Raw genomic sequence first — 24,877 nt, forward strand, 5'->3', positions numbered from 1 at the left:
GTCCGTCCCCACCCGAGGAACCCATGTCCATCGAAACCGCACGGCCCTCGCGGCCACGCAGGGCCCCTCGCGCATCCCGCGCGAGCGGGCCCGCCCGTCAGGGCCGGCGCTCCGTCAGCTTCGTCAACCGGCTGCGCCGTGACCGCTCACTGATCCTCATGACCCTGCCGATGGTCGTGCTGCTGCTGGTGTTTGCGTACATCCCGATCCTCGGGAACGTGATCGCCTTCCAGGACTACTCACCGTTCGTCGGGATCCGGAACAGCCCCTGGGCCGGAATGCAGCAGTTCGAGCGGGTGCTGACGGATCCGCTGTTCTGGAACGCGCTCAAGAACACCCTCGTGATCACTGCGTTCCAGCTGGTCTTCTACTTCCCGATCCCGATCATTCTGGCGATCCTGCTGAACTCGATCCTCAACGAGAGGGTCCGCACCGTCATCCAGTCGATCGTGTACCTGCCGCATTTCTTCTCCTGGGTGGTGGTGGTCTCGATCTTCCACCAGATCCTGGGAGGTGCTGGGCTGCTGAATCAGTTCACCCGTGAGTTCGGGCTGGGCACGGTGAACGTCATGACCGACCCCGATACGTTCCTGTTCCTGATCACCTCGCAGGTGGTCTGGAAGGACGCGGGCTGGGGGATCATCGTCTTCCTTGCGGCGCTGAACGCCATCGATCCGGCCCTGTACGAGTCGGCGGCGATGGACGGTGCGGGGAAGTGGCGCCGCATCTGGCACATCACCCTGCCGGGGATGCGCGCAGTGATCGTGCTGCTGCTGATCCTCAACCTCGGCAACGCCCTCACCGTCGGCTTCGAACAACTGATCCTGCAGAGGGACGCGGTCGGTGCCGGACGGGCAGAGGTGCTGGACACCTTCGTCTACTACACGGGCGTGCAGAACGGGGATTGGAGCTATGCCGCTGCCGCTGGACTCCTGAAGGGAGTGGTCAGCATGATCCTGGTGCTCGGCGCCAACAAGATCGCGCATCTGTTCGGTGAGGCGGGGGTGTATCAGAAGGCATGAGCACCTCGATCGGGCCCGGGCCCAGCCACACCAGCGCACCCGTCCGCCAAGGAGTCGCGACCGGCGTCGTCGCCGACCTCCAGCAGCCTTCCCGCAGACGCCGGGGATCAGCCCGCCCCGTCTGGGACGAGGACCCCTCGCTCGCCGCGCAGGGCACCAAGGGGATCGTGCTGGTGCTGATCTGTCTGGTGGTGCTGGTCCCGCTGTACACGATCATCCTCACCAGCCTCTCCCCGCAGGCGGCGATCACCAGGGCAGGCGGTCTGGTGCTGCTGCCCGACGGACTCACCCTGGATGCATACCGCCAGGTCCTCTCCGGCGGGATCGTCACCCGCGCCGTGATGGTCAGCCTCGGCGTCACCGCGGTGGGCACCGCGCTCTCGCTGACGGTGTCAGTGCTGGCGGCCTACGGGCTCTCCCGCCCGGGGAGCCTGCTGCACACACCGATCCTGTTCCTCATGCTCGGCACGATGTTCTTCGGCGCCGGCATGATCCCCATGTACCTGCTGGTCTCGGGGCTCGGACTGATCGACAGCTACTGGGCGCTGATCCTGCCCAGCGCCATCTCCGCCTTCAACATCGTGATCATGCGCGGCTTCTTCCAGGGCATCGACCAGGGCATCCTCGAGTCGGCCAGGATCGACGGCGCCTCGGACTGGCGGATCCTGTTCCAGATGGTGCTGCCGATGTCGAAGGCGGTCGTCGCCGTGGTGGCGCTGTTCTACGCCGTGGGCTACTGGAACGCGTTCTTCAACGCGGTCCTGTACATCAACGACTCAGCCAAGCAGCCCCTGCAGGTGGTGCTGCGCAGCTTCGTGCTGCAGGGCGTCTCGGTGCCGGGTCAGGTCGACGTGGGCTCCGGCCAGGTGGCCACGCTGGCGGTGCAGATGGCGGTGATGGTGATCGCGCTGGTGCCGGTGGTGATCGTCTACCCGTTCATCCAGCGGCACTTCAAGACCGGCGTCATGATCGGCGCGGTCAAGGGCTGATCAGGGGTTGAGGCAGGGCTGATCGACGTGCTGCGAGCGAGAGTCAGGGCCGTAGCGGATGAGTGGTGTCTCGTTCGATGAGGGAGGGTGCGATCAGCTGGTCGCCGACACCGGAGCGGCCCTCGATCAGATCGGTCGCGGTCGTGACTGCGGCCCGGCCGATCTGCTCGACCGGAATCTCCACGGCCGTGTACTCCGCGGTGCCGAGGAGAGCCGTCTCCCGCGGGGCGATGGCCACCACCTGCAGATCCGAGGGCATCGAGATGCCTTCCTCCGTGAGCGCGCGGTGGATCGCCGGCAGCGCGCTCTCGTTGTGGATGACCAGTGCGTCCGGTCGGTCCTGCGCCAGGACGGCGCGGACCAGCTGCCCGGTGGAGTCGACCTCGTGGTCGTGCACGACGTGACGGGCCTGCAGGCCGAGCTGTTCACAGGTGGTCCGGAAGCCCCGGGTCGCGCGGTCGGCGTAGGTGGCGTGACGGGTCTGCGTCACCGAGGGCGATCCGATCATCACCAGTCGGCGGGCACCCCGGCGGTGGAGCTCCATCACCGCCAGGGCGGAGGCCTGCTCGAAGTCGAAGTCGACCCGGAGAATGCCATGCGCCTCGCTCGGGTAGCCGAGCAGCACCACCGGGCGCACAGCCTCGGCCAGGATGGGAAGGCGGGGATCATCCTCGACCACGTCCATCACGACCAGAGCATCGACCTTGCCCTCGGCCAGCACCCGCGCCGTGGTCGCGTGGTCCTCACCCGCGATCAGCAGGATCTCGTGCGAGGCCTGGTGCGCCGCGCGCATCAACGAGCGGACGAACATCATCACCACGTGCGCGTCGACGTCTTCGGCCAGCGGGACGGCCAGTCCGATCGCACCGGCTCGCTGCGAGGCGAGCGCACGTGCGCCGGCATGCGGGTGGTAGCTCAGGCGGGTGATCGCGGCGTTGATCCGCTCCCTGGTCGTCTCCGAGATCGCGCGCTTCCCGCTGAGCGCGTAGGAGACGGTGCTCAGGGAGACCCCGGCCTCGCGCGCGATGTCCGACATGGTCGCCATGGCCGCGCCTCTCTGCAGGAAGGAACTTGAATGATGAGGAGGAGAACGATGTCCCGAGCTCGTGAACCATTGTCCCACCTGCGTGCCCAGCACAGTGTGCAGGGGGCGCTCTTCGGTGCGGATTACAACCCGGAGCAATGGCCGCCCGAGGTGATCGCCGAGGACCTTGAGCTGATGGGCCGCGCCCATGTCGGGTTCGTGACCGTGGGTGTCTTCTCCTGGGCGTGCGTGGAGCCCGAGCCCGGTCGTTTCGAGACCGAGTGGCTCGATACCGTGCTCGACGACCTCCACGCACGCGGCGTCGCCGTGGACCTCGCGATCCCGGTCGCCTCCCCGCCGCCGTGGCTGGGCGTCATGCATCCGGAGTCCCTGCCTCAGACGCGTTCGGGCACCACGCTGTGGTGGGGTTCCCGCAACCAGTTCGACCCGTCCTCTCCCGCCTATCGCGAGGCCGCGCGACGCATCACGCGAATGATGGTGGAGCGGTACGCCGATCATCCGGCGGTCGCGATGTGGCATGTCGGCAACGAGTACGGCCAGCTCTCCCACGGCGACCATGCGGCGCACGCCTTCCGAGGCTGGCTGCGTGAACGCTATGGCGATATCGGTTCCCTGAACCAGGCGTGGGGCACCAGCGTGTGGTCGCTGGGGCTGCGGGACTTCGACGACGTGATACCGCCCCGTGAAGCGCCCTACCTCCTGAACCCCGCCTTCGAACTGGACTACGCCCGCTTCTGTTCCGACCAGCTCCTGGACTGCTATCTCGATCTCGCCGGGATCATCCGCGCTGCAGCTCCCGAAGCGCTCGTGACCACCAACTTCATGGGGTTCTTCCCGCTGGTCGACTACGGAGCATGGAGCGAGCACGTCGATGTGCTCGCCGACGATCACTACACAGATCCGGCGGAACCCGGCACACGCCTGACCGCCTCTCTGACCCACTCCTATCTGCGCACCCTGGGCGGGGAGAGCCGTGGGTGCTGATGGAGCAGGCCGCAGGAGCGGTGAACTGGCGCGAGCACAACGTGCCCAAGACGTTCGCGCAGAACCGGCTCGACTCCTGGCGTGCCCACGCGCGCGGGGCCGATGTCATCTCCTACTTCCAGTTCCGCCAGGCGCCGAGCGGGCCCGAGGTCTTCCACTCGGCGCTGGTGCCACATGCCGGAGCCGGGACGTCGCGGTTCCGGGCCGTGACCGAGCTGGGTCGGGAGCTGACCCTAAGCCCGCTCGCGGACTCGGCGCCGGGGCGGTCACGGGTGTTCTTCGTCCACGACTGGGACTCGTGGCGCGCTGCGGTGGGCGCGGGGCAGGTCTCCCGGGACGTGGACCCGATCGCCCAGAACGAGAGGTTCTACGCGCCGTTCTTCCGAGCCGGGGAACAGGTCGACATCGGGCCGTCGACCATTCTGCTCAGCGACGCGGTGGAGCCGGGAAGTTCTCTGAAGGACAGCTACGACCTGGTGGTCCTCGCTTCCCAGTTCCTGCTGCGGAGCGAACTGGTGCCGGTGCTCGAGCGTTTCGTGCGTGACGGGGGCCAGCTGCTGATCGGCCCTCACAGCGGCGTCGTCGATCAGCACGTGCGGGCGCACCTGGGCGGCACCGGAGGTGGCCTGCTCGAGCTGGCGGGAGTGTTCCGTGAAGAGCCGTGGCCGCTCGCAGCAGCGCTGACGATCCATGACGGCACGGGGGAGAGCGCCGCGGCGTCGCGGTTCGTCGAGGTGCTCCGCTCCACCGCTGCAGAGCATCTGTGGGACGTGGGCGAGGGGCCGCTGCAGGGCAGGCCCGTCATCACGTGCCGCGAGCTGGGGGAGGGCGCCGTCTGGTACATCGGCGGCATGATCGAGGATCGCGTGCTCGGCTCGATCATCGGGCGCGCCGCCGACGCGGCAGGCATCCAGCTCGTCGAGCTTCCCGAGCAGGTGGAGCTGATCCGCCGCGGGGACGCGGCCGTGGTCCTCAACCACGGCAGCGCACCAGCCCGGGTGCGCGTGGACGGCCGCGACGTCGATGTGCCGGGCGAGGACCTCGTGATCTGCTCTCCCGGCGGCCAGAGATAGTCCAGATGACGGAGCCCCCACCGGGTCCCGTGAGGGTGCCCCGGCTGGTGAAAGCAGTCACGGATCAGCGCATTACTAGAGGGTCAACGGTGGTGGGTCGCTTAGGCTTCTGGACGAAAATGGCATAGCGCGAGACGACAGAGACGGACGGGTCCAAGTGGCTGAGGACAGCAACAACAGGGGCGACCGCGGCCACGGCGACAAGAGCCGGAGCGGCCAGCGGCGCGACGAGCGATCGACGAGGCCGTACTCCCGTCCGTCGTCCAGCGATGAGCGCGGGCGACCGCGGTCCGATGACTCCCGGGGCCAGAGCGGACCCCGTCGTGAGGACCGCAGCTCCACCTGGTCCCAGCGCCCCCGCCGCGACGGCGGCTCCGGCGCGCCCCGTAGCGGGCAGGATGACGGACGTCCCCGCCAGGCTCGCACCGGTGGTCGCCCTGAGGGTGGTCGTCCGGATTCGCGTGGCCGTCGTGATGATCGTCCGTGGGAGAACCGGGATCGCAAGGGTTCCCGTCCGCGTGATGACCGTGGTTCGCGTCCGCGTGAGGATCGGGAGTTCCGCCCGCGTGAGGACCGCACCGGTGGTCGCCCCGAGGGTGGCCGTCCGGATTCGCGTGGCCGTCGCGATGATCGTCCGTGGGAGAGCCGGGATCGAAAGGACTTCCGTCCGCGTGAGGACCGCTCCCGCGATGACCGGCCTCGCCGGGACGACCGCCCCCGACATGACGACCGCCCGCGCCGCGATGACCGGCCCCGCCGGGACGACCGTCCCTCGCGCGAGGGCCGGGACACCCGCGGTGGCCGCGACCGGGATCAGCGCAGTCAGCGCCCGGCACCGGCGCACCGCGAGGACCAGCGCAATGCACGGCCGGGCCAGGAAGCGCGCTCCGATCGCCCGATCGAGCCGCGCGTGCCCGAGGGCATCACGGGCCGCGAGCTCGACAAGGACGTGCTGGCGGAGCTGCGGGGTCTGAGCAAGGAGACAGCGGAGCGCGTCGGGCGCCACATGGTCGCGGCCCAGCTCCTCGAGGAGTCCGACAACGAGACTGCTCAGGCACACGCCCGTTTCGCCGCTCGCCTCGGCGGCCGTGTCGGTGCCGTGCGGGAGTTCCACGGAGTCATCGCCTACCGTGCCGGAGATTTCCGCACTGCTTCTCGCGAGCTGCGCACCTCGATGCGCATCACCGGACGCACTGACGTGCTGCCGATGATCGCGGACTCCGAGCGCGGCCTGGGCCGCCCCGAGCGTGCACTGGACATCGCCTCCTCGGAGGACGCCTCCGGTCTCGGCGTTGACGCGGCGATCGAGCTGATCATCGTGGTCGCCGGCGCCTACGCGGACACCGGCGACATCGAGACCGCGCTGCGGACCCTCGAGATCCCCGCCCTGCGGCACAAGGTCGACGGCCGGTGGCAGGTGCGCCTCTGGGTGGCGTACGCAGACCTCCTCGACCGTGCAGGCCGCCCGGACGAGGCGAAGCGCTGGATCGCACTGGCCGCGGACGCCGACACCGAGGGGCTCACGGATGCCGCCGAGCGGCTGGGTCGCCCGGCTCCGCAGCCGCAGGAGGAGCCCACCTGGGCCGACGACGAGCAGATCGCCGTCCTGGACGCCTACGATCCTGACGCTGACGCTGACGCTGACGCTGACGCTGACGCTGACGCTGACGCTGACGCTGACGCTGACGCTGACGCTGACGCTGACGCTGACGCTGACGCTGACGCTGACGCTGACGCTGACGCTGACGCTGACGCTGACGCTGACGCTGACGCTGACGCTGACGCTGACGCTGACGCTGACGCTGACGCTGAGGACCAGGACCAGGACCAGGACCAGAGCGACGACGAGCAGGCGGCTGACGCCGCCGACGCCCCCGCCGCTCTTGAGGCCGACGGGGAGGCCGAGCCGGACTCCGCTGCGGCGGACGTCCTCGATGCTTCCACCCCGTCACCGAGGACGAGCAGATCGCTGAGGCACCCGCCGTCGCCGCACCGGTCACCGAGGACCAGCAGATCGGCGAGGCACCCATCGTCGACGCACCGGTCACCGAGGGCGAGCAGTCCGAGGTGTCCCAGGAGTCGGAGGAGTCGGCATGATCCGTCGGCCCGATCCGTCGCTCCTGGACCTGTACGACGCGCTGCTGCTGGACCTAGACGGCACTCTGATGCACGGCGCCCAGCCGATCCCGCATGCCGCCGAAGCGGTCGAGATCGCGCGTGCTGCGGGGAACACCGTCGTCTTCGCCACCAACAACGCCTCCCGCACCCCGCAGCAGGCCGCAGACCACCTCGCAGTCGTCGGGGTCGCTGCGCGCCCTGAGGAGTTCGTGACCTCCCCGCAGGTTGCCTCGCGGCTGCTCGCGGACCGGCTCGAGGCCGGCGCGAAGGTGCTGATCGTCGGCGGCCCCAGCCTCGCCGCCCAGATCCGCGAGGTCGGTCTCGAGCCCGTGGACACGGACAGCGAGGACGTCGCCGCAGTGGTCCAGGGCTGGTCCCCGGACCTGAACTGGTCCTTGCTGGCTGAGGGTGCCTATGCGATCCGGCACGGCGCCTACTGGATGGCCACCAACATCGACGCCACGCTGCCCACAGAGCGGGGCCTCGCGCCCGGCAACGGCTCCATGGTGGCAGTGCTGCGGCACGCCACCGGAGCTGAGCCCGCAGTCGCCGGCAAGCCCGAGCCCGGGATGTTCGAGGTGGCCGCGAAGGAGAACGACGCGCGCCGACCGCTGATCATCGGCGACCGCCTCGACACAGACATCGAAGGGGCGGTGCGCGCCGGGATGGACTCCCTGCTGGTGCTCACCGGCGTGGACGGCATCGAATCCGCGCTGCGCGCGGAGCCCGTGCGTCGACCCACCTTCATCATGCCGGACCTCGCCGAGCTCGCCGCCCCCTTCGCGCTGCCCGTCGTCGACGGGGACCGCGCCCGGTGCGGTGCCGTGAGCGCCGCCTGGCGCGGCGGGGACATCGAGGTGCACGGCGAGGTCGAGGACCCGCGCGTGCTGCGGGCCGTGCTCGCCCTGCTGTCCGTGCACAGCGCCGACCGCGCCTGGGAGGGCCAGCTCCGCGACCAGGACGGCAACGCACTGCGGCCCACCGACCGGTGAGCGGCGATCGGCTCGACGTCGCGCTGCTCTCAGCCGGCCTCGCCCGGTCCCGCAGCCACGCCCGACGCATCATCGAGGAGGGCCGTGCCCGCCTGGACGGCCGCCCGGTGACGCGCCCCGCCACCGCCGTCCCGCCAGGTGCAGAGCTCGCCGTCGTGGATGTCCCCGACGGCATCGAGTACGCCTCCCGCGCCGCGCACAAGCTCGCCGGAGCGCTCGACGCGCTCGACCTGGATCCCGCAGGCCTGCACTGCCTGGACGCCGGTGCCTCCACGGGCGGGTTCACCGACGTCCTGCTGCGTCGCGGCGCAGCCTCGGTGATCGCCGTCGACATCGGCCACGACCAGCTCGCCGCGCATGTGCGTGAGGGATTCTCGCGTCACCGTCCGTGACGGCACCAGCGTGCGCGACCTCACCCCGGAGCTCCTGGGGGCGTCGTCGATCTGATCGTCGCGGACCTCTCCTTCATCTCCCTGCGCACCGTGCTGCCTGCGCTCGGCTCCGTGGTGCGGACCGGGGAGAGCTGCTGCTGATGGTGAAACCGCAGTTCGAGGTGGGGCGGACAGCACTTCCCAGAACCGGAGTCGTCTCCGACCCCGAAGCGCGCATCGGGGCCGTGCACGGTGTGGCCGAGACGGCCGCGCAGTCGGGGCTCCTGACCGCCGCCGTCGGCCCCAGCGCCCTGCCGGGACAGGACGGCAACCGGGAGTACTTCCTGCATCTGCGCCCCCACGGCACGGCGTTCGTGCTGGACGCCGAGGCCTGTGACATGATCGTGTCGGCCGTGAGCGGGAACCGACCGCGGCGACGCCGCGACCAGCACACCAGCAAGGAGGACTGACCAGGATGCGACGGTTCCTCCTGTACGTCCACACGGGCCGACGGGCCGCCCTGCGCGCGATGCTCTCCGTGCTCGAGGAGCTCCGGGTGCGCGGCGTGCGCGCGATCGTCGTCGACCAACAGGTCGAGGAGATCCTCGCCCTGCCAGACGACATGGCCCCACCGAAGCTGCTGACCTTCCTCACCAACGGCGCCGTCGACGTGCTCGACGCCGTCTCCGCAGCGGACTCGGTCGAGCTCGGGATCGTGCTCGGCGGCGACGGCACCATCCTGCGCGCCCTCGAAGCAGTGCGCGACGCCGGCATCCCCGTCCACGGCGTGAACCTCGGCCATGTCGGCTTCCTCGCCGAGAGCGAGGTCGAAGACCTCTCGATCACCGTCTCCCGCCTGCTCGACGGCGACTACGACATCGAGAAGCGCTCCACCCTCGACATCACAGTGCTGGACGCGGACGATGGCCATGTCTCCCAGCACTGGGCGCTCAACGAGGCCTCCCTCGAGAAGGCCGACCGGCAGAAGATGATCAACGTCGCCATCGAGATCGACGGCCGGCCCGTCTCCTCCTTCGGGGCCGACGGCGTGCTGCTGTCCACCTCCACCGGCTCCACCGCCTACGCCTTCAGCGCCGGCGGGCCGGTGATCTGGCCCGAGGTCGACGCCATGATGCTGATCCCTCTCGCTGCCCACGCCCTCTTCGCGCGTCCGCTGGTGCTGGGACGCTCCTCCGAAGCCGCGATCGAGATGACCCTCGACAACCGTGAGGACGGCATCCTCACACTCGACGGGCGCCGCACCGAGGAGATCACCGCAGGCATGCGGATCGAGGCACGGCTGTCCGAGCGCTACGTGCGACTCGCCCGCCTCGCCCCGACCCCCTTCGCAGACCGGCTGGTCGAGAAGTTCCAGCTGCCGGTGGTGGGCTGGCGCGGCCGCAGCCCCCGCACCCGCTGAAGGCACGAGGCATCACCATGCTGTCCACCCTGCGCATCCGCCACATCGGCGTGATCGATGACGCCACGCTCGAGTTCGGTCCCGGCTTCACCGCCCTGACCGGTGAGACCGGAGCGGGCAAGACCATGATCGTCACCGGGCTGACCATGCTGCTCGGCGGCCGACTGGACCGCGGACGCACCCGTGACTCCAGCACCGTCGACGGCACGCTCGCCCTCACCGGTCACACCGAGCTCGCCGCCGCGCTCGACGAGCTCGGCGCCGACGAGGACGACGGCGAGGTGCTCGTCGTCCGACGGGTCACCCGCGATGGACGCTCCCGCGCACAGCTCGGCGGTGTCCCGGTCCCCATCGGCACCCTGTCCCGCCTCGTCGGCACGGCCGTCACGGTGCACGGCCAGTCCGACCAGCAGCGGCTGCGTGACCTCGAGGCCCAGCGGGAGGCGCTGGACCGGTTCGCGGTCGCCGAGATCGGTCCGCTGCTCGAACGGCACCGCACGCTCTGGCGCGAACGCTCCGCCCTCACCGAGCGCCTGGCGGAGCTGGACGAGCTGCTGAGCGAGCGGGACCGCCGAGGCACCGAGCTGCGCGATGCCCTCGAACGGCTCGAGCTCTCCGACCCCCAGGACGGCGAGGACGAGGCGCTGCGCGCGGAGATCGAGCGCCTCGGCAACTCGGAGGAGCTGCGGGGCGCCGCAGGACAGGCCGCACTGGCCCTGGTCGGAGATGACGACGGACCCGCCGCCGGCCCCCTGGTGGCACTCGCCGCCGAGACTCTGGGCCGCGCGGCCCGCACGGACACCACCCTGACCCCGCTGGTGGAGAGGTTGGACGCGGTGCGCCTCGAGCTCTCCGACGTCTCCGCAGAGGTCTCCCGCTACGCCGACAGCATCGACGCCTCCCCGAGCCGCATCGAGGAGGCCAACGAGCGCCTCCACGAGCTGACCCTCCTGGTCCGGGACCTGGGCGCGCTGCTCGCCGGCCCGACGGGACCGGCCGAGGACATCACCACGCTGCTGGCCACCTCCCGCACCGCGGCTGTCGCCCTGGACCGCTTCGAAGGCGCCGAGCAGGAACGCGCCGAGACCGCCGAGCGCCTCGCTGCCCTCGAGGAGCAGCTCGCCGAGGCCGCCGAAGCGCTCAGCACGGCACGCCGGGCTGCGGCATCGACGCTCTCCACGGCGGTGCAGGAGGAGCTGCGCCACCTCGAGATGCCCGACGCCGACATCCGGGTCGACGTGACCGACCAGACCCACCGCTCCCATGGCCGCGACGCCGTCGCCATCCTGATGGCCCCGCACCCCGGAGCAGACCACCTCCCGGTGAGTCAGGCCGCCTCCGGCGGTGAGCTCTCCCGGGTGATGCTCGCCCTAGAGGTGGCGCTGTCCTCCTCCCGCAGCGACCGCTCCGCCGCCCCGGTCTTCGTGTTCGACGAGATCGATGCCGGCATCGGCGGCCGCGCCGCGCTCGCGGTCGGGCAGCGCCTGGCCCGCCTCGCCCGCCATGCCCAGGTCATCGTGGTCACCCACCTGCCCCAGGTCGCCGCCCATGCCAGCACACACCTGCAGATCGTGAAGTCCTCCTACGAGGGGACCACCAGCTCCACGGTCGAGAACCTCGATCGTCCCGCACGGATCCGGGAGCTGGCGCGGATGCTCGCCGGCGACGCAGCGTCGGATGTCGCGCTCGCACACGCCGAGGAGCTCCTCGACGAGGCCCGCGCCTCCGTCGCAGCGCCCGAGTCCGCCTCCCGGGCACGTCGATGAGCGCTCTCACGGCCGTGACCGGGACCGCCCGGCTCGGCAAGCGCACCAAGGACCTCACCAAGCGGCTCCAGCCCGGCGACATCGCGATCATCGACCATGAGGACATCGACCGCGTCGCCGCCGAAGCCCTGGTCGAACGGCAACCGGCCGCAGTGCTCAACGTCGCGGCGTCGACCTCCGGGCGGTACCCGAACGCCGGCCCCAGAATCCTGATCGACGCAGGAATCGCTCTGGTCGACAGCTTCGGCGAGTCCGTGTTCGAAGGGATCCGCGACGGCCAGACCATCACCCTCGTCGGCGGCGAGGTCCAGCTCGAGGGAACCCCGATCTCCACCGGCACCTGGCAGGACGATGAGAGCGTCACCGCCTCCCTCCAGATCGCGCGGGAGGGATTGTCCGAGCAGCTCGAACTGTTCGCCCAGAACACCATGGAATACATGCTGCGCGAGCGGGACCTGCTGCTGGACGGCATCGGCGCGCCCGAGGTGCGCACTCGCATGGACGGCCGACCCGTGCTCATCGTGGTGCGCGGCTACCACTACAAAGAGGATCTGGCGACGCTCAAGCCCTTCCTCCGCGAGAACCGGCCGATCATCATCGGCGTGGACGGCGGCGCGGATGCGGTGATCGACGCCGGCTTCCACCCGGACATGATCATCGGTGATATGGATTCAGTCTCCGACAAAGCGCTGCGCAGCGGCTCCGAGCTCGTGGTCCACGCCTACCGCGATGGACGCGCCCCCGGTATGGAACGGCTGGCCGAGCTGGGCCTGGACGAGGACGCGATCGCCTTCCCCGCCTCCGGCACCAGCGAGGACATCGCGATGCTGCTAGCCGACGAGAAGGGCGCGTCGGTGATCGTGGCCGTCGGCACCCATGGCACCCTCGAGGAGTTCCTCGACAAGGGACGTGCCGGGATGAGCTCGACCTTCCTGACCCGGCTTCGCATCGGCTCGAAGCTGGTGGACGCCAAGGGCGTCTCCCGCCTGTACCGTCAGAGGATCTCCACCTTCCAGCTGGTGCTGCTCGCACTGGCGGGACTCGCCGCACTCGCCGTCGCCCTCTGGGCGACTCCCGGAGGGCAGGCGCTGGTCCAGATCCTCGGCGCCCGCCTGGATGGGATCCTGTCCTGGTTCACCTTGCTGTTCTCACCCCGGGCCACCGGGTCGTAGGAGGGTCCCGACCCCGTGATCGATTTCCGTTACCACCTCGTCTCGCTGATCTCCGTGTTCCTGGCACTGGCCGTGGGCATCGTGCTCGGCGCCGGTCCGCTGCGCGAGAACCTCGGTGACCAGCTCGCCGGCCAGGTCGAACAGCTGCGCACCGAGCAGGAGCAGCTCCGCGGAGAGACCGAGGAGCTCTCCGCGAAGAACGACCAGCTGGCGACCTTCATCGCAGAGCTCGGACCGGGGCTCGTCGCGGAGACGCTCGCGGGCCGCAAGGTCGCGGTGCTCACCGACGACAGCTCCACCCGCCCCGGCATCGAACGGATCATGGAACTGTTGGACGAGGCCGGCGTCGACGCGCCGGTGCGGATCGACCTGCTGCCCGCGCTGTGGGCGCCCGACTCGGCCCAGGTCCGCGACGAGGCCCTCCAGTCCATCCGCGGAATCGCCCCGGCGGTCCTGCCCGCGGACCCCGACGACGAGCTCACCGACTCCGCGCTGCTCTCCGCGGTGATCCCGATGCTGCTCAGCGGTGACACCGACGACGGCCTCACCCCCGAGCTGCGTGCCCAGCTGTGGCAGGTGCTGATCGACCATCAGCTGGTCAGCGTCGAGGGGGAGAGCCCGCCGGCGGTCGACGGCGTGATCTACGCGAGCGCCGCCCCTGAGGAGCTCGCCGACGAGAACGAGGACGAACTGGTCGCGACAGAGCGCGCGCAGGGGCTGCTCACCGCCCAGACCAGCCTGCTCGGAGAGTTCGACCGCACCGGTCTGCCCGCCGTGGTCTCCGCCGCGACCCCCGGCAACGATGCCTCCACCGGTGTCCTGCGCACTGTGCGGGGTGATGAAGGCTTCGACGCGATCTCGACCACGGACCGGCTCCAGGAGCCCGATGGCCCGCTGCTGTCGGTCCTGGCCCTGGTCGAGCAGACCCGTGGCGGCAACGGGGCGTACGGCACCACCGGCGACGCCGAGGAGCGGCTGCCCGCACTGCCTGAGACGCGGGGCCTTGAGGAGCAGGCCGGAGACTCGGAGAGCGTGCCGCAGCCGTCCGATGGTGGGGGCGAGGAATGATCCGCACCCTGGGCGCGGAGCTCCGCCGCACCAACTTCTCCGGACGCAGCGTCAGCCTCGCCGAAGGGGCGCTCGTGGTGGCCGGCGTGGTCGCGCTGTCCACACGCACGGGACGAGGGGGAGACCCGCTCACCCTCGCCGGGATCGGTGCGCTGGGCCTGGTCGATGACCTGCTCGAGCCGCGTCAGCGCCGTGCGGGCCGTCCCGTCTCCAAGGGGCTCCGAGGGCACCTCGGCGCGCTGCGCACGGGGCACCTGACCACCGGCGCGGCCAAGGCGCTCGGGATCCCGCTGCTCTCGCTGGCCGGTGCGGCGGCAGCTCCCTCGCCGCGCGGCGGGGCGATGGCCCTCGTGGATGCGGCACTGGTCGCGGGATGCGCGAATCTCGCGAACCTGCTGGATCTGCGTCCCGGGCGGGCTCTCAAGGCCGTACTGCCCGCGGCCGCCCTGCTGATGCTCGCCCCCGCCGGGACCCCTCGTTCCGAGACCGGGCGCCACCTGGCACTGGCAGCGCTGGTCCCCGGGGCCGCGGCGATGCCGACGGACCTGCGCGAGCACGGCATGCTCGGCGACTCCGGGGCGAACGTCCTGGGAGCGGCAGCGGGAAGCGCGGCCACGCGGCTCCTGCCCGCCCCTGCGAGACTCTCGCTGCTGGCCGGCGTTGTCGCCCTCACCCTCGTCAGCGAGAAGATCAGCTTCAGCACCGTCATCGACTCGACGCGAACGCTTCGTGCCCTGGACCGTCTGGGACGGCGCCCGGCACCGCCTGTCGGACCGTCTCTGGAGCGGGACGAGGACAAGCGATGAACGCGACGCCCGCAGTGCCCGTCCGCGCCCAGAGCCTCCGGCGAGGCGGCATCGCCCGCTCCGTGCTGCGGGGCGCCGGGGTGATCCTGCTGGTGACCGTCTTCGCGCGTATCGCCGGCTTCGTGCGCTACCTGGTGTTCGGCGCCAGCGTCGGTGCGGGGGACGTGGGCACCGTCTACACCACCGCGAACATGCTCCCCAACGTCCTGTTCGAGGTCGTCGCCGGGGGCGTGCTCGCCGCCGTGGTCGTGCCCCTGATCGCGGGGCTGGTCCCCCGAGGGGGATCCAGAGGACCATGTCGTCTCCGAGGAGACGGTGGACTCGCGGAAGGTCGAGGAGCTGCGGGCCGCGGGAGAGGGACGCACCGCGGTCGAGGGCGCCGTGCTCGCCGACCGCATCGTCTCCGCCCTGCTGACCTGGACGCTGCTGGGCACCGGGTTGCTGGCGGTCCTGGTGATCGTGCTGGCCGGCCCGCTCGCCCAGCTGCTGCTGGCCGCAGAGACCCCGGGTGCCGCGGGCGTGCCGCTCGGCGCGTCCCTGCTGCGCATCTTCGCCCTCCAGCTGCCGCTGTACGGAGTGTCCGTGGTGCTGGCCGCCTACCTGCAGGCCCGCAAACGGTTCCTCTGGCCCGCGATGATGCCGCTGCTGTCCTCGGTCACGGTGATGATCGCCTACCGGGTGTACGCCCACCTGGTCCCCCGGTGGCCACCGCGACGACCATCGAGCAGCCCGCCGTGTGGTGGCTCGGCTGGGGCACCACCGGCGGCGTCGCGATGATGATGCTGCCCGTGGTGATCGTGGCGCTCCGCTCGGGCCTGAGGCTGCGACCGGCGCTGCGCATGCCGTCGGGCTACGGGCGGCGCGCGCTCGCGCTCGGCGTGGCGGGGCTCGGCGCCGTCGGCGCTCAGCAGCTGGTGCTCGCTCTGGTGATGGTGCTCGCCATGAGGGCCGGCGGCGTGGGCACGCTGCCGGTGTTCCAATACGCCCAGGCCCTGTATCTGCTTCCTTATGCGGTGCTCGTGGTGCCGCTGGTGACCTCGGTGTTCCCGCACCTTTCCGAGCTGCGGCTGGTCGGTGACCGCTCCGGATTCGCGAAGATCGCCGCGGCGTCCGTGCGCACCGTCATGGTGGTCTCCGTGATCGGTGCCTCGGCACTGCTGGCCGCCGGCCCGGCGCTCGAGCAGTTCTTCCGCCAGATCGACCGCGCCGGGGCCACCGGCGTCGGGGCCACCACCGGCGGCCTCGCCCTGGGACTGGTGGGCTTCGCCGTCGCCACCCAGTGCACGCGCATCCTCGCCGCCGCGCTGCGCGCCCGAGATGCTCTGCTCGTCGGCTCCGTCGGGTGGCTCATCGCCGGCACCGTCATCCTGATCATCGTGCTGCCCAGCCCCGAGCGCTCCGCGGCAGAGGCCTCGACCGCCTTCGGCCTGTCGATGGCGGTGGGCATGGCTCTGGCCGGGCTGGTGGGCCTGGCACGGATCGCCGATGTGCTCGAGCACGGCGGGCACCTGGCGCCGGTGCGGCGCACAGCGCTGTTCGTGCCGCTCGCCCTGCTGGGCGGCGGCGTCCCCGGACTGCTGCTGGGCAGGCAGCTCGTGACCACCGAGATGGGCGCGGCGGGATCGGTGCTGATCGGCATCCTCTGCGCCCTGGTGGCATCCGTCCTCGCCACCGCGCTGATGGCCGCCGCCGATCCCGAGCTGATCCGCAGGGCGCTGCGCCGCCTGCGAGCCGGACGCCACGGTGTGGTGAGGACCGTGCCATGAGAGTCCTGCTGGTGCGCCCAGCCGCGAGCGGTGGTCTCGCCGCTCATGTCGACCAGGAGCTGGCGCTGCTGTCGGCCGCCGGCAGGGAGGTCCTCGAAGCGCCGGTGAGGATCCGTGAACGACCGGACCCCGTGGAGGATCTCCGCACGGTGCGCACGCTGCGGAGCATGCTGCGCCTCGCAGAAGCCCCGGTCACGCTCCACGCCCACGGGCTGCGCGCCGGAGCACTCGCCGCCGCAGCGATGCCCGGCCACCGTCGGCACCGTCTCGTGGTCACGCTCCACAACCGCACCATCGGTTCCCGGACCACGCGGACCGTGGGTGCCGTACTGCTGCGCCTGCTGGCCCGCGGCGCCGACACCGTGCTGGCCGTCTCCCCGGACCTCGCGGACACCGCCCGGGCCGCCGGCGCCCGCGACGTGCGCCACGCGATCATCCCCGCACCCGTGGCTGACTCCTCGCCGCCGCCGCAGCCGCCTCGTCCTGTCCATGAGGGCCTCGACGTGCTCGTGATCGCCCGTCTGGCCCCGCAGAAGGGCCTGCACGACCTGCTCGACGCCGCCGGCATGCTCGAGGAACCCGACAGCATCCGGATCAGAGTGGCCGGGGACGGGCCCCTGCACGACGAGCTCGAAGCACGCATCCGCCGCGAACAGCTCCCCGTCGAGCTGCTGGGCAGGCGCCACGACGTGCCCGAGCTGCTGGCGGCCTGCGACCTGGTGGTCTCCGCCGCGCACTGGGAGGGACAGCCCGTCTCACTGCAGGAGGCGCTGCGGGCCGGCCGCGCGATCGTGGCCACCGACGCAGGTGGCACCCGCTGGGTCACCGCCGACGCCGCGCGCCTGGTCCCCGTGGGGGATCCCGCCGCGCTCGCGGCGGGCATCACCGCTCTGCGCGACCCCGCGGCACGCCGCATCGCGGAGGAGGCCTCCCGACGGCGAGCGCTCGAGCTCCCTACGGCCGGCGACCTCCTCGCCCAGCTCGACGAGGTCCTCGCCCCGAGCCCGCGCTGATGATAGGTTGCCAGTCCGTGGCAGATACCAGCGCGAGCATCCCTCAGTCAGGCACCGGCCCCCTCCCTCGGATCGGGGCGGCCACTGCGGCCAAGCCTTTCCGGAACCACGGCACCACCAAGCACATCTTCGTCACCGGCGGCGTCGTCTCGAGCCTCGGCAAGGGCCTGACGGCCTCCTCGCTCGGGATGCTCCTGCGCAGCCGTGGCCTGCGGGTGACGATGCAGAAGCTCGACCCGTACCTCAACGTCGACCCGGGCACCATGGATCCCTTCCAGCACGGCGAGGTGTTCATCACCGAGGACGGTGCCGAGACCGATCTCGACATCGGCCATTACGAGCGCTTTCTCGATGAGGACCTCACCGCGCAGGCGAACGTCACCACCGGCCAGGTCTACGCCGGGGTGATCGCCAGGGAGCGTCGCGGCGAGTACCTCGGTGACACGGTCCAGGTCATCCCGCACATCACCGACGCCATCAAGGACTCGATGCGCTCCCAGTCCGGCGATGACATCGACGTGATCATCACCGAGATCGGCGGGACCGTCGGCGACATCGAATCCCAACCCTTCCTCGAGGCCGCACGTCAGGTGCGTCAGGACCTCGGGCGCGAGAGCGTGTTCTTCGTGCACGTCTCGCTGGTGCCGTTCATCGGCCCGTCCCAGGAGCTGAAGACCAAACCCACGCAGCATTCCGTGGCGGCGCTGCGCGCGATCGGCATCCAGCCCGATGCGATTGTGCTGCGCAGCGATCGGGAGCTGCCCGCCTCCGTCAAGACGAAGATCTCCTCGATGTGCGATGTCGACCTCGACGCCGTGGTCACCTGCGCGGATGCGCCGTCGATCTACGAGATCCCGCTGGTCCTCCATAGTGAGGGGCTCGACGCCTACGCGATCCGCCGCCTCGATCTGCTCAGCCATGACGTGGACTGGACACAGTGGGAGGAGCTGCTGCGCCGGGTGAGGCATCCCGCCTACGAGGTCGTCGTCGCGATCGTCGGCAAATACGTGGACCTCCCCGACGCCTATCTCTCGGTGACGGAGGCGCTGCGCGCCGGCGGCTTCCACCACAGCGCGAAGATCGAGCTGCGCTGGGTCGAAGCGGACCTGTGCATGAGCGAGACCGGCGCCGCCGAGCAGCTCAAGGACGTCGACGCGGTGGTGGTGCCCGGCGGGTTCGGGATCCGCGGGGTCGACGGGAAGATCGGCGCCCTGCACCACGCCCGGACCCACCGCATCCCGGCCCTGGGGCTGTGCCTGGGCATGCAGTCGATGGTGATCGAGTACGCCCGCCACGAGCTCGGCCTCCCCGAGGCGCACTCGACCGAGTTCGACCCCGCCACCCCGCACCCTGTCATCGCCACCATGGCCGAGCAGGAGCAGATCGTCTCCGGCCACGGCGACCTGGGCGGCACCATGCGCCTGGGCTCCTACGACCATCTCCTGGCCGAGGGATCCCTCGCCGCAGCCGCCTACGGCACCACGGAGGTCTCGGAGCGCCACCGTCACCGGTACGAGGTCAACGGCGCCTACCGCGAGCAGCTCGCCCAGGCGGGACTGCGCATCTCCGGGACCTCGCAGCTCGAGGACGGAGGCAGTCTGATCGAATTCGTCGAGCTCGACCCCGAGGTGCACCCCTTCTACCTGGGCACCCAGGCCCATCCGGAGCTCAAGTCGCGCCCCACCCGTGCCCATCCGCTCTTCGCCGGCCTGATCGGGGCGGCGGTCGAGCTGCAGAAAGCGACCCGGCTGCTCGAAGTGCCCCCGGAGACCGCTGAGGCCGAGCCCCTCGACGACCCCACCACGCAGGAGTGACGCAGATGAACCACCACAGCATCGGGCCCGCGGACGACCTCCCGCAGCCGCCGCTGGAGGACCTCGCCGAGCAGCGCCCCGTCGCCGCCCGCCGCCTGCTGCATGAGGGCATGGTGTGGGACCTGGTGCGGGACACGGTGGACTTCGCCGACGGGGTGCGCTTCGACCGCGAGTACGTCTGGCACACGGGTGCCGTGGCGGTGCTCGCCGTCGACGACCGGGACCGGGTGCTGATGATCCGTCAGTACCGCCATCCCGTGGGGCACAGCCTCTGGGAGATCCCCGCCGGCCTGCTGGACCTGGACGGAGAGCCGCCGCACCTCGCCGCCGCCCGCGAGCTGGCCGAGGAGACCGGGTACGCACCGGAGCGGATGGAGACCCTCGTGGACCTGCGTCCCAGCCCCGGGGGAACGACGAGGTGATCCGGGTCTACCTCGCCTCCGGGGTGCGGGCGAGCGAGGAGGAGTTCGAGCGCACCGACGAGGAGGCTGAGCTGATCCCTCGCTGGGTGCCGCTGGCCGAGGCGGTCACCGCCGTGCTCGAGGGGCGCATCACCAACGCCACCACCGTCTCCGCCCTGCTCGCGCTGCAGGCGCTGCGCAGCGCCTGCCCGGGCTCGGGGTCAGTGCGGCTGCGCCCAGCCGATGCGCCCTTCATGCAGCGGCCCGGGAGGGGATGAGCCCTCGCGACGGGCGATACGGCGGGGGAGCGGTCAGTCCTGTTCGGTGAGTGCCCGGTGGATCACCGGGGCGCTCTGCTCGACCTGCCAGGGTCGAGCGCCGAGCACGGCGAGCTGCTCGGCGAGCTCCGGCTCGGCCGGGGCCTGCTCGTGCTCCCACACCCACTGGCGCAGCAGCGCCGGCTGCATGAGGTTCTCCGGCGGCATCTCGAGGTCCTCGGCGCGCTCACCGAGGGCGGTGCGCGCCTGCTGGTAGCGCTCGGCGACCTCGGGGTACTTCTTGGACCAGAGCTTGTGGGGCGGGGGATAGGACCGCTCGTTGCGTTCGGGCAGGTGTGCGGCGGGCAGCTCGATCCCGGAGCGGGCCGCCTGCCACCAGATGTCCTTGCGGCGCAGCTTCGGGGGCAGGGCACGGTCGAAGGCGTCGCGGCCGCGGGTCGCCTCCTTCGCGGCGGCGACGATGTCGCGATCCTTGATCACCCGGTGCGGGGAGGGTCCTCCGCACCGGCGATCTCGTCGCGCCGGGTCCACATCTCCCGTGCGGCGGCGAGCTGCTTGGCGGAGCGCAGGGCTCCCAGACCGTGCAGCCCCCGCCAGCTCGAGGAGCGGGTGGGGCCGTGCTCGCGGGTGCGCTCATGCTCGAACTCCTGGCGTGCCCACTCCTCCTTCCCGGCTTCCCGCAGACGCTCGATGAGGACATCGCGGACCTCCACCAGCACTTCGACGTCCAGGGCGGCGTAGCTGAGCCACCCCTCCGGCAGCGGGCGGCGGGACCAGTCGGCGGCGGAGTGCTCCTTGGCGAGGCGCAGCCCGAGCGTGTCCTCGACGACAGCGCCGAGGCCCACCCGTTCCATGCCCAGCAACCGGGCGGCGAGCTCGGTGTCGAAGAGCGAACCCGGGTGCAGGCCGATCTCCGCGAGGCTCGGCAGGTCCTGCCCGGCGGCATGCAGCACCCATTCGCGGGCGCGCAGCATCGTGGTCAGGGTGCCGGGCATGGGGAAGGCCAGCGGGTCGATCAGCGCGGTCCCGGCGGTCTCGGTGCGCAGCTGCACGAGGTAGGCCCGAGAGCTGTAGCGGTAGCTGGAGGCGCGTTCGGCATCGACCGAGACGGGCTCCTCAGGGGCAGCGGCGGCTGCCTCGCACCAGGCGAGCAGCGGCTGGAGCCGATCGATCACGGGCACCAGACCGTCACGCGGCGCCTTCAGGTCGGTGAGCTCACGGGAGTCCGTCACCGGGCGTCACCGGCTTCCTCGGGGCGCGGGGCCCTCGCATGGTGGGTGGGAGCGATCGGGGCGATGCGGGGCGGCGCCGGCGGCAGGCCGCCTGCGGCTGCGAGCATCGCGATCCACGCCGCGAAATGGGGTGCCAGGTCGATCTCCGGCGAGTCGCCCAGTTCCTCGGCGCCGCCGGGGCCCGTGGCGGCGAGCGGCTCCGGTGTCCAGGACACCCGCATCTCGACGTCCACAGTCGAGGGGCGCGAGGCGAGCGCGCCGTAGGACTGGGAGACCACGCGCGTGGCGGTGCAGCCCAGCTCACGGGCCTCGGCCTCATGCAGCTCGAGCGACTCGGTGACCCAGGACCAGGCCACGTCGCCGAGCATCGACTCGACCGCGAACTCGGCCTCGAGCTGAGCCTGGACCAGCGCGACCATCCGGTACGTGCCGTCCCATGACTCCTGGCCGGCGGGGTCGTGGAGGATCACCAGGCGCCCGGAGGCGAGCTCATCATCGTGCACCAGGATCTCTCCGGTGCACGCCCAGGTCGACGGGGCCATCCTCGACGGTGCGGGAATGGTGCGCCAGATGAACTCGGGGCGCTGCGGGGCGCTGGTCATGGCGTCGACGGCGGCACGGAAGGTGTCGTCGCCGGAGCGGATTCGATGGACGGACACGCAGGGAGATTATCCGTGCGGCGAGCATATGTCCGGCAGGCGCGCCGAGGGCCCCGGGACCGGGCCCGCGGGTCAGCGGGAGCTGTCGCCGTCCGCTGCGGCATCGTCGCTGTGGACGAGGCTGATGGAGTTGATGCAGTAGCGCTGGTCGGTCGGGGTCGAGAAGCCCTCGCCCTCGAACACGTGGCCGAGATGGGAGCCGCATGCGGCACAGCGCACCTCGATGCGCCGCATGCCCAGCGAGGTGTCCTCGAGCAGGTCGACGGCATCGGAGTCGGTCGGTGCGTAGAAGGCGGGCCACCCGCAGTGGGCATCGAACTGGGTGGTGGCGGTGAACAGCTCAGCGCCGCAGCCCTTGCAGGCGTAGGTGCCCGCCGGGCGCACCTCCTCGTACTCGCCGGTGCCGGGGCGCTCGGTGCCACCCTGACGGAGCACCTGGTACTCCGCGGGGGTGAGGCGCTCACGCCACTCCAGGTCGCTGATCGTCAGGGGATATGGGCGGGAGCCGATGGGTTCGGTGGACATCAGGGAGCCTCCGATTCTGCGACGCCGAAGGGCGCCGCTCGCGCGAGCGTGCATCCGCTCGTCAGTGGATGGAGAACGAGGTGTTCACACACTCGATCCTAGCCCCCGGCTAGGATGCGCGGTATGACGCGCGACCTCTCCCGGACCCGCTCGACCACCGCCTCACTGCGGCGGCTCCTGTCACAACCGCACCGCCCTGACCAGGCTCGATGGCCTGTGGTTGCGGTGTATGGCGCGGTCGGCGCCGCCTCCATGTTCGCGCTCAGCGGAGGGCTGCTGACCGTCGGCGCGCGGGTGATGGCCCGCCTGCCGCTGGTGCCGAGGGATAGCCTGCGGGGACGGCAGGACGTGACATTGCGCGCTGTCCACCCGGATCGGGTGCACCTGGACGCCACCAAGGTCACGCGCCGGGACGGGGTCCTCGCGCTGCGCCAGGGAGGGGGCGCGGCCCATGTGCGGCTCGGGCCGGTGCAGGGGCACCCCACTGCGACGACGGTCTCCCGGCCGCTGTGGGCCGCGGACACCGAGGAGCCCCTCGAGGTGGAGAGCGCCTCCAGCAACGGCTTCTTCTGGGCCGGAACACCAGAGACCGCGCACGGCCTGCCCACCGAGGACGTCGAGATCGAGTCCCCGGTGGGACGGATGCCGGCCTGGCTGGTGCGGCCCGATCCCCTGCGGGGTGCTGCGGCGGGGAACGAGGACACCTGGGCGATCCTCATCCACGGCCATGGCTCAGCCCGCGGAGAGGCGCTGCGTGTGATCCCGCTGCTGCACCGGCTGGGGCTGACGAGCCTGACGATCACGTACCGCAACGATGTCGGTGCTCCGGCCTCCGCCGACCGCATGCACCACCTCGGCTCCGCCGAGTGGGAGGACACCGAGGCCGCGATCGACGAGGCGGTCGCTCGCGGCGCGCGCCGGATCCTGCTGATGGGGTGGTCGATGGGCGGCGGCATCGCGCTGCGCGTCTCGGTGCGCTCCGCCCACCGTGACCGGATCGCCGCGCTGGTCCTCGACTCCCCAGCCATCGACTGGCAGGACATCCTGATCCACCACGCCACCTCGCTCCGGGCACCGGCCCCGATGCGGCAGCTGGCCCTGTGGATGATGACTTCGCAGTTCGGTGCCCGCATGGTGCGCCTGCACGAGCCGCTCGCACTGCACGAGATGACCCCTCCGTACTACGCCGAGCACCTCACCCACCGCACCCTGCTGTTCCACGCGCTCGACGACGAGACGGTCCCGCCGGAGCCCAGCCGGCAGCTCGCGGCGATGCGCCCCGACCTCATCGAGTTCGTCCCCTTCGAGGGGGCGTCGCACACCCGCGAGTGGAACCGCGACCCGATCCGCTACGAGCGGCTGCTCGCCGACTACCTGGTGCGGGTGCTGGACCTGGAGGAATCGGTGGGCAGCATCGAGGTGCCGGTGCGGGACCCCGCCTCTCGCGCCCTGGAGGGGTCGATAGGGCTGCGGCTCTGAGGCTCCGGAAGCCTTGAGCTGCCGGGCTCAGCCGCGGACGTGACGGGAGATCGTCGCGTGCTTCCCCACCAGCAGCGAGCTGAGATCCCAATCCTGCTCATGGGATGCGCCGCGCAGCACCCGTGAGGAGTCGCCGCCGACGCTGCGATGCGTGGTCGAGAAGCACAGCTCGTCGAGCAGACCGGCGGCGGCCAGACGACCGAGCGCCGCCGGGCCGCCCTCCGCCTGGATCGCTCGGAGGCCTCGCTCGGCGAGGCTCTGCACCGCAGCTGCCGGGGTCTCGGCGAGGATCACCTGCTCCACGGGGATGCCGGAGCGCACCGCAGCCCGCCGAGCCTCGCCCGGCGGAGTGATCAGGTACGTCGGCCAGTCCGGCTCTATCGTGTCCGGGAGCTCGCCGCTGCGGGACCAGATCGCCAGCGCGGGGCGCCCGGCCCCGCCGGGCCGAAGCGAGGGGGACAGCAGATCGTCGCGGCCCAGCGGGCGGCGGTAGTCCTCGGTGCGCACCGTCTCGGCGCCGACCAGGACCACGTCCGTCAGCGCGCGCAGCACATCGAAGACGAAGGAGTCGTCCGGATTGCGCAGGGTGCCGCTGGTCCCGTCGGACCCGACGATCGCACCGTCGATCGTGGTGTTCATCATCGCTCGCACATGCGCACCGCCGGCTGCAGGCGGAGTCACCGCGTAGAGGTCCGCCACGAGTCGCGCGCCCTCGGCGTCAGCGGTCACCGGCGCGGGAGCGGGCAGCAGCACACCCTCTCTCATCAGCAGGTGCACGGCAGACCTCCGAGGCGGATCGAGGAACGGGGTGTGGGGTCGATCATCGCCCACCGGGCCAGTCGCGGTCGAACCGGCGACCCCGGCTCGCAGGCCCCTACACTGAC

Annotated in this window: 25 protein-coding genes and 1 pseudogene; 19 read left to right on the forward strand and 7 right to left on the reverse strand. The window is 71.1% G+C overall.

Translation table 11 applies throughout. The features are described 5' to 3' along the window. Window positions 1-23 precede the first annotated feature (23 nt). Window positions 24-1,022, forward strand: a complete 999-nt coding sequence (locus H3H54_RS08125) for a sugar ABC transporter permease (protein ID WP_262426202.1) — start codon at window positions 24-26, stop codon at window positions 1,020-1,022. Next, window positions 1,019-2,011, forward strand: coding sequence for a carbohydrate ABC transporter permease (locus H3H54_RS08130; protein WP_262426203.1), 993 nt, complete (start codon window positions 1,019-1,021; stop codon window positions 2,009-2,011). Before H3H54_RS08125 ends, H3H54_RS08130 begins: the two co-directional genes overlap by 4 nt. Before the next feature lie 43 nt (window positions 2,012-2,054). Here H3H54_RS08130 and H3H54_RS08135 read toward each other — a convergent pair whose 3' ends face one another. Further along, window positions 2,055-3,056: a LacI family DNA-binding transcriptional regulator gene (locus H3H54_RS08135; RefSeq protein WP_262426204.1), complete on the reverse strand. Its 1,002-nt coding sequence runs from the start codon at window positions 3,054-3,056 to the stop codon at window positions 2,055-2,057. Between the two features lie 96 nt (window positions 3,057-3,152). Between H3H54_RS08135 and H3H54_RS08140 the strand changes: the two genes are divergently transcribed. Continuing rightward, entirely contained in the window at window positions 3,153-4,040 is an 888-nt protein-coding gene (locus tag H3H54_RS08140) for a beta-galactosidase (RefSeq protein WP_262426205.1), read from the forward strand. Next, window positions 4,040-5,113, forward strand: a complete 1,074-nt coding sequence (locus H3H54_RS08145) for a beta-galactosidase trimerization domain-containing protein (RefSeq protein ID WP_262426433.1) — start codon at window positions 4,040-4,042, stop codon at window positions 5,111-5,113. Before H3H54_RS08140 ends, H3H54_RS08145 begins: the two co-directional genes overlap by 1 nt. Before the next feature lie 64 nt (window positions 5,114-5,177). Here the strand turns inward: H3H54_RS08145 and H3H54_RS08150 are convergent, their stop codons facing one another. Then, window positions 5,178-6,227, reverse strand: coding sequence for a hypothetical protein (locus H3H54_RS08150; RefSeq protein ID WP_262426206.1), 1,050 nt, complete (start codon window positions 6,225-6,227; stop codon window positions 5,178-5,180). A gap of 412 nt (window positions 6,228-6,639) precedes the next feature. Here H3H54_RS08150 and H3H54_RS08155 point away from each other — a divergent pair, with 412 nt between their 5' ends. From H3H54_RS08155 to H3H54_RS08220, 14 genes and pseudogenes are all read left to right on the forward strand, one after another. Next, the gene (locus H3H54_RS08155) at window positions 6,640-7,086 is read left to right on the forward strand and encodes a hypothetical protein (protein WP_262426207.1); all 447 of its coding nucleotides are present in this window, start codon (window positions 6,640-6,642) and stop codon (window positions 7,084-7,086) included. Between the two features lie 120 nt (window positions 7,087-7,206). After that, the gene (locus tag H3H54_RS08160; protein ID WP_262426208.1) at window positions 7,207-8,223 is read left to right on the forward strand and encodes an HAD-IIA family hydrolase; all 1,017 of its coding nucleotides are present in this window, start codon (window positions 7,207-7,209) and stop codon (window positions 8,221-8,223) included. Further along, a pseudogene (locus H3H54_RS08165) lies at window positions 8,220-9,064 on the forward strand (TlyA family RNA methyltransferase). The gene H3H54_RS08160 and the pseudogene H3H54_RS08165 overlap by 4 nt, the downstream one beginning before the upstream one ends. A gap of 5 nt (window positions 9,065-9,069) precedes the next feature. Then, entirely contained in the window at window positions 9,070-10,014 is a 945-nt protein-coding gene (locus H3H54_RS08170) for an NAD kinase (protein WP_262426209.1), read from the forward strand. Between the two features lie 17 nt (window positions 10,015-10,031). After that, window positions 10,032-11,780, forward strand: coding sequence for a DNA repair protein RecN (recN, locus tag H3H54_RS08175; protein ID WP_262426210.1), 1,749 nt, complete (start codon window positions 10,032-10,034; stop codon window positions 11,778-11,780). After that, window positions 11,777-12,952: a putative cytokinetic ring protein SteA gene (gene steA / locus H3H54_RS08180; protein WP_262426211.1), complete on the forward strand. Its 1,176-nt coding sequence runs from the start codon at window positions 11,777-11,779 to the stop codon at window positions 12,950-12,952. The genes recN and steA overlap by 4 nt, the downstream gene beginning before the upstream one ends. A 15-nt stretch (window positions 12,953-12,967) precedes the next feature. Continuing rightward, window positions 12,968-14,020, forward strand: coding sequence for a copper transporter (locus H3H54_RS08185; protein ID WP_262426212.1), 1,053 nt, complete (start codon window positions 12,968-12,970; stop codon window positions 14,018-14,020). Further along, window positions 14,017-14,826, forward strand: coding sequence for a hypothetical protein (locus H3H54_RS08190; RefSeq protein ID WP_262426213.1), 810 nt, complete (start codon window positions 14,017-14,019; stop codon window positions 14,824-14,826). Before H3H54_RS08185 ends, H3H54_RS08190 begins: the two co-directional genes overlap by 4 nt. 315 nt (window positions 14,827-15,141) lie before the next feature. Beyond that, on the forward strand, window positions 15,142-15,603 hold the full coding sequence (locus H3H54_RS08195; protein WP_262426214.1) for a lipid II flippase MurJ: 462 nt from the start codon (window positions 15,142-15,144) through the stop codon (window positions 15,601-15,603). Then, on the forward strand, window positions 15,528-16,592 hold the full coding sequence (locus H3H54_RS08200) for a lipid II flippase MurJ (protein ID WP_262426215.1): 1,065 nt from the start codon (window positions 15,528-15,530) through the stop codon (window positions 16,590-16,592). The genes H3H54_RS08195 and H3H54_RS08200 overlap by 76 nt, the downstream gene beginning before the upstream one ends. Then, a complete protein-coding gene (locus H3H54_RS08205) occupies window positions 16,589-17,605 on the forward strand; it encodes a glycosyltransferase (protein WP_262426216.1) in 1,017 nt (338 codons plus the stop codon). The genes H3H54_RS08200 and H3H54_RS08205 overlap by 4 nt, the downstream gene beginning before the upstream one ends. Before the next feature lie 17 nt (window positions 17,606-17,622). Beyond that, window positions 17,623-19,419: a CTP synthase gene (locus tag H3H54_RS08210; protein WP_316249171.1), complete on the forward strand. Its 1,797-nt coding sequence runs from the start codon at window positions 17,623-17,625 to the stop codon at window positions 19,417-19,419. Between the two features lie 5 nt (window positions 19,420-19,424). After that, on the forward strand, window positions 19,425-19,841 hold the full coding sequence (locus H3H54_RS08215) for an NUDIX domain-containing protein (RefSeq protein ID WP_262426217.1): 417 nt from the start codon (window positions 19,425-19,427) through the stop codon (window positions 19,839-19,841). Next, a complete protein-coding gene (locus H3H54_RS08220; RefSeq protein ID WP_262426218.1) occupies window positions 19,838-20,098 on the forward strand; it encodes a hypothetical protein in 261 nt (86 codons plus the stop codon). Before H3H54_RS08215 ends, H3H54_RS08220 begins: the two co-directional genes overlap by 4 nt. A 33-nt stretch (window positions 20,099-20,131) precedes the next feature. Here the strand turns inward: H3H54_RS08220 and H3H54_RS08225 are convergent, their stop codons facing one another. From H3H54_RS08225 to msrB, 4 genes are all read right to left on the reverse strand, one after another. Continuing rightward, the gene (locus H3H54_RS08225) at window positions 20,132-20,578 is read right to left on the reverse strand and encodes a hypothetical protein (protein WP_262426219.1); all 447 of its coding nucleotides are present in this window, start codon (window positions 20,576-20,578) and stop codon (window positions 20,132-20,134) included. After that, window positions 20,575-21,330 carry a ribonuclease D gene (locus H3H54_RS08230; protein WP_262426220.1) on the reverse strand — a complete coding sequence of 252 codons (756 nt, stop codon included), beginning with the start codon at window positions 21,328-21,330 and terminating at the stop codon, window positions 20,575-20,577. Before H3H54_RS08230 ends, H3H54_RS08225 begins: the two co-directional genes overlap by 4 nt. After that, on the reverse strand, window positions 21,327-21,989 hold the full coding sequence (locus tag H3H54_RS08235) for a DUF3000 domain-containing protein (RefSeq protein WP_262426221.1): 663 nt from the start codon (window positions 21,987-21,989) through the stop codon (window positions 21,327-21,329). Before H3H54_RS08235 ends, H3H54_RS08230 begins: the two co-directional genes overlap by 4 nt. A gap of 72 nt (window positions 21,990-22,061) precedes the next feature. Continuing rightward, the gene (gene msrB / locus H3H54_RS08240; protein WP_262426222.1) at window positions 22,062-22,514 is read right to left on the reverse strand and encodes a peptide-methionine (R)-S-oxide reductase MsrB; all 453 of its coding nucleotides are present in this window, start codon (window positions 22,512-22,514) and stop codon (window positions 22,062-22,064) included. 216 nt (window positions 22,515-22,730) lie between these two features. Between msrB and H3H54_RS08245 the strand changes: the two genes are divergently transcribed. Further along, window positions 22,731-23,993, forward strand: a complete 1,263-nt coding sequence (locus tag H3H54_RS08245) for a S9 family peptidase (protein ID WP_262426223.1) — start codon at window positions 22,731-22,733, stop codon at window positions 23,991-23,993. 27 nt (window positions 23,994-24,020) lie between these two features. On the opposite strand, the gene H3H54_RS08250 is transcribed toward H3H54_RS08245, so the two are convergent. Next, a complete protein-coding gene (locus H3H54_RS08250) occupies window positions 24,021-24,824 on the reverse strand; it encodes a dihydrofolate reductase family protein (protein WP_262426224.1) in 804 nt (267 codons plus the stop codon). Between the last annotated feature and the right edge of the window lie 53 nt (window positions 24,825-24,877).

The sequence above is a fragment of the Brachybacterium sp. Z12 genome, from assembly GCF_014400405.1.
Lineage (GTDB): Bacteria > Actinomycetota > Actinomycetes > Actinomycetales > Dermabacteraceae > Brachybacterium.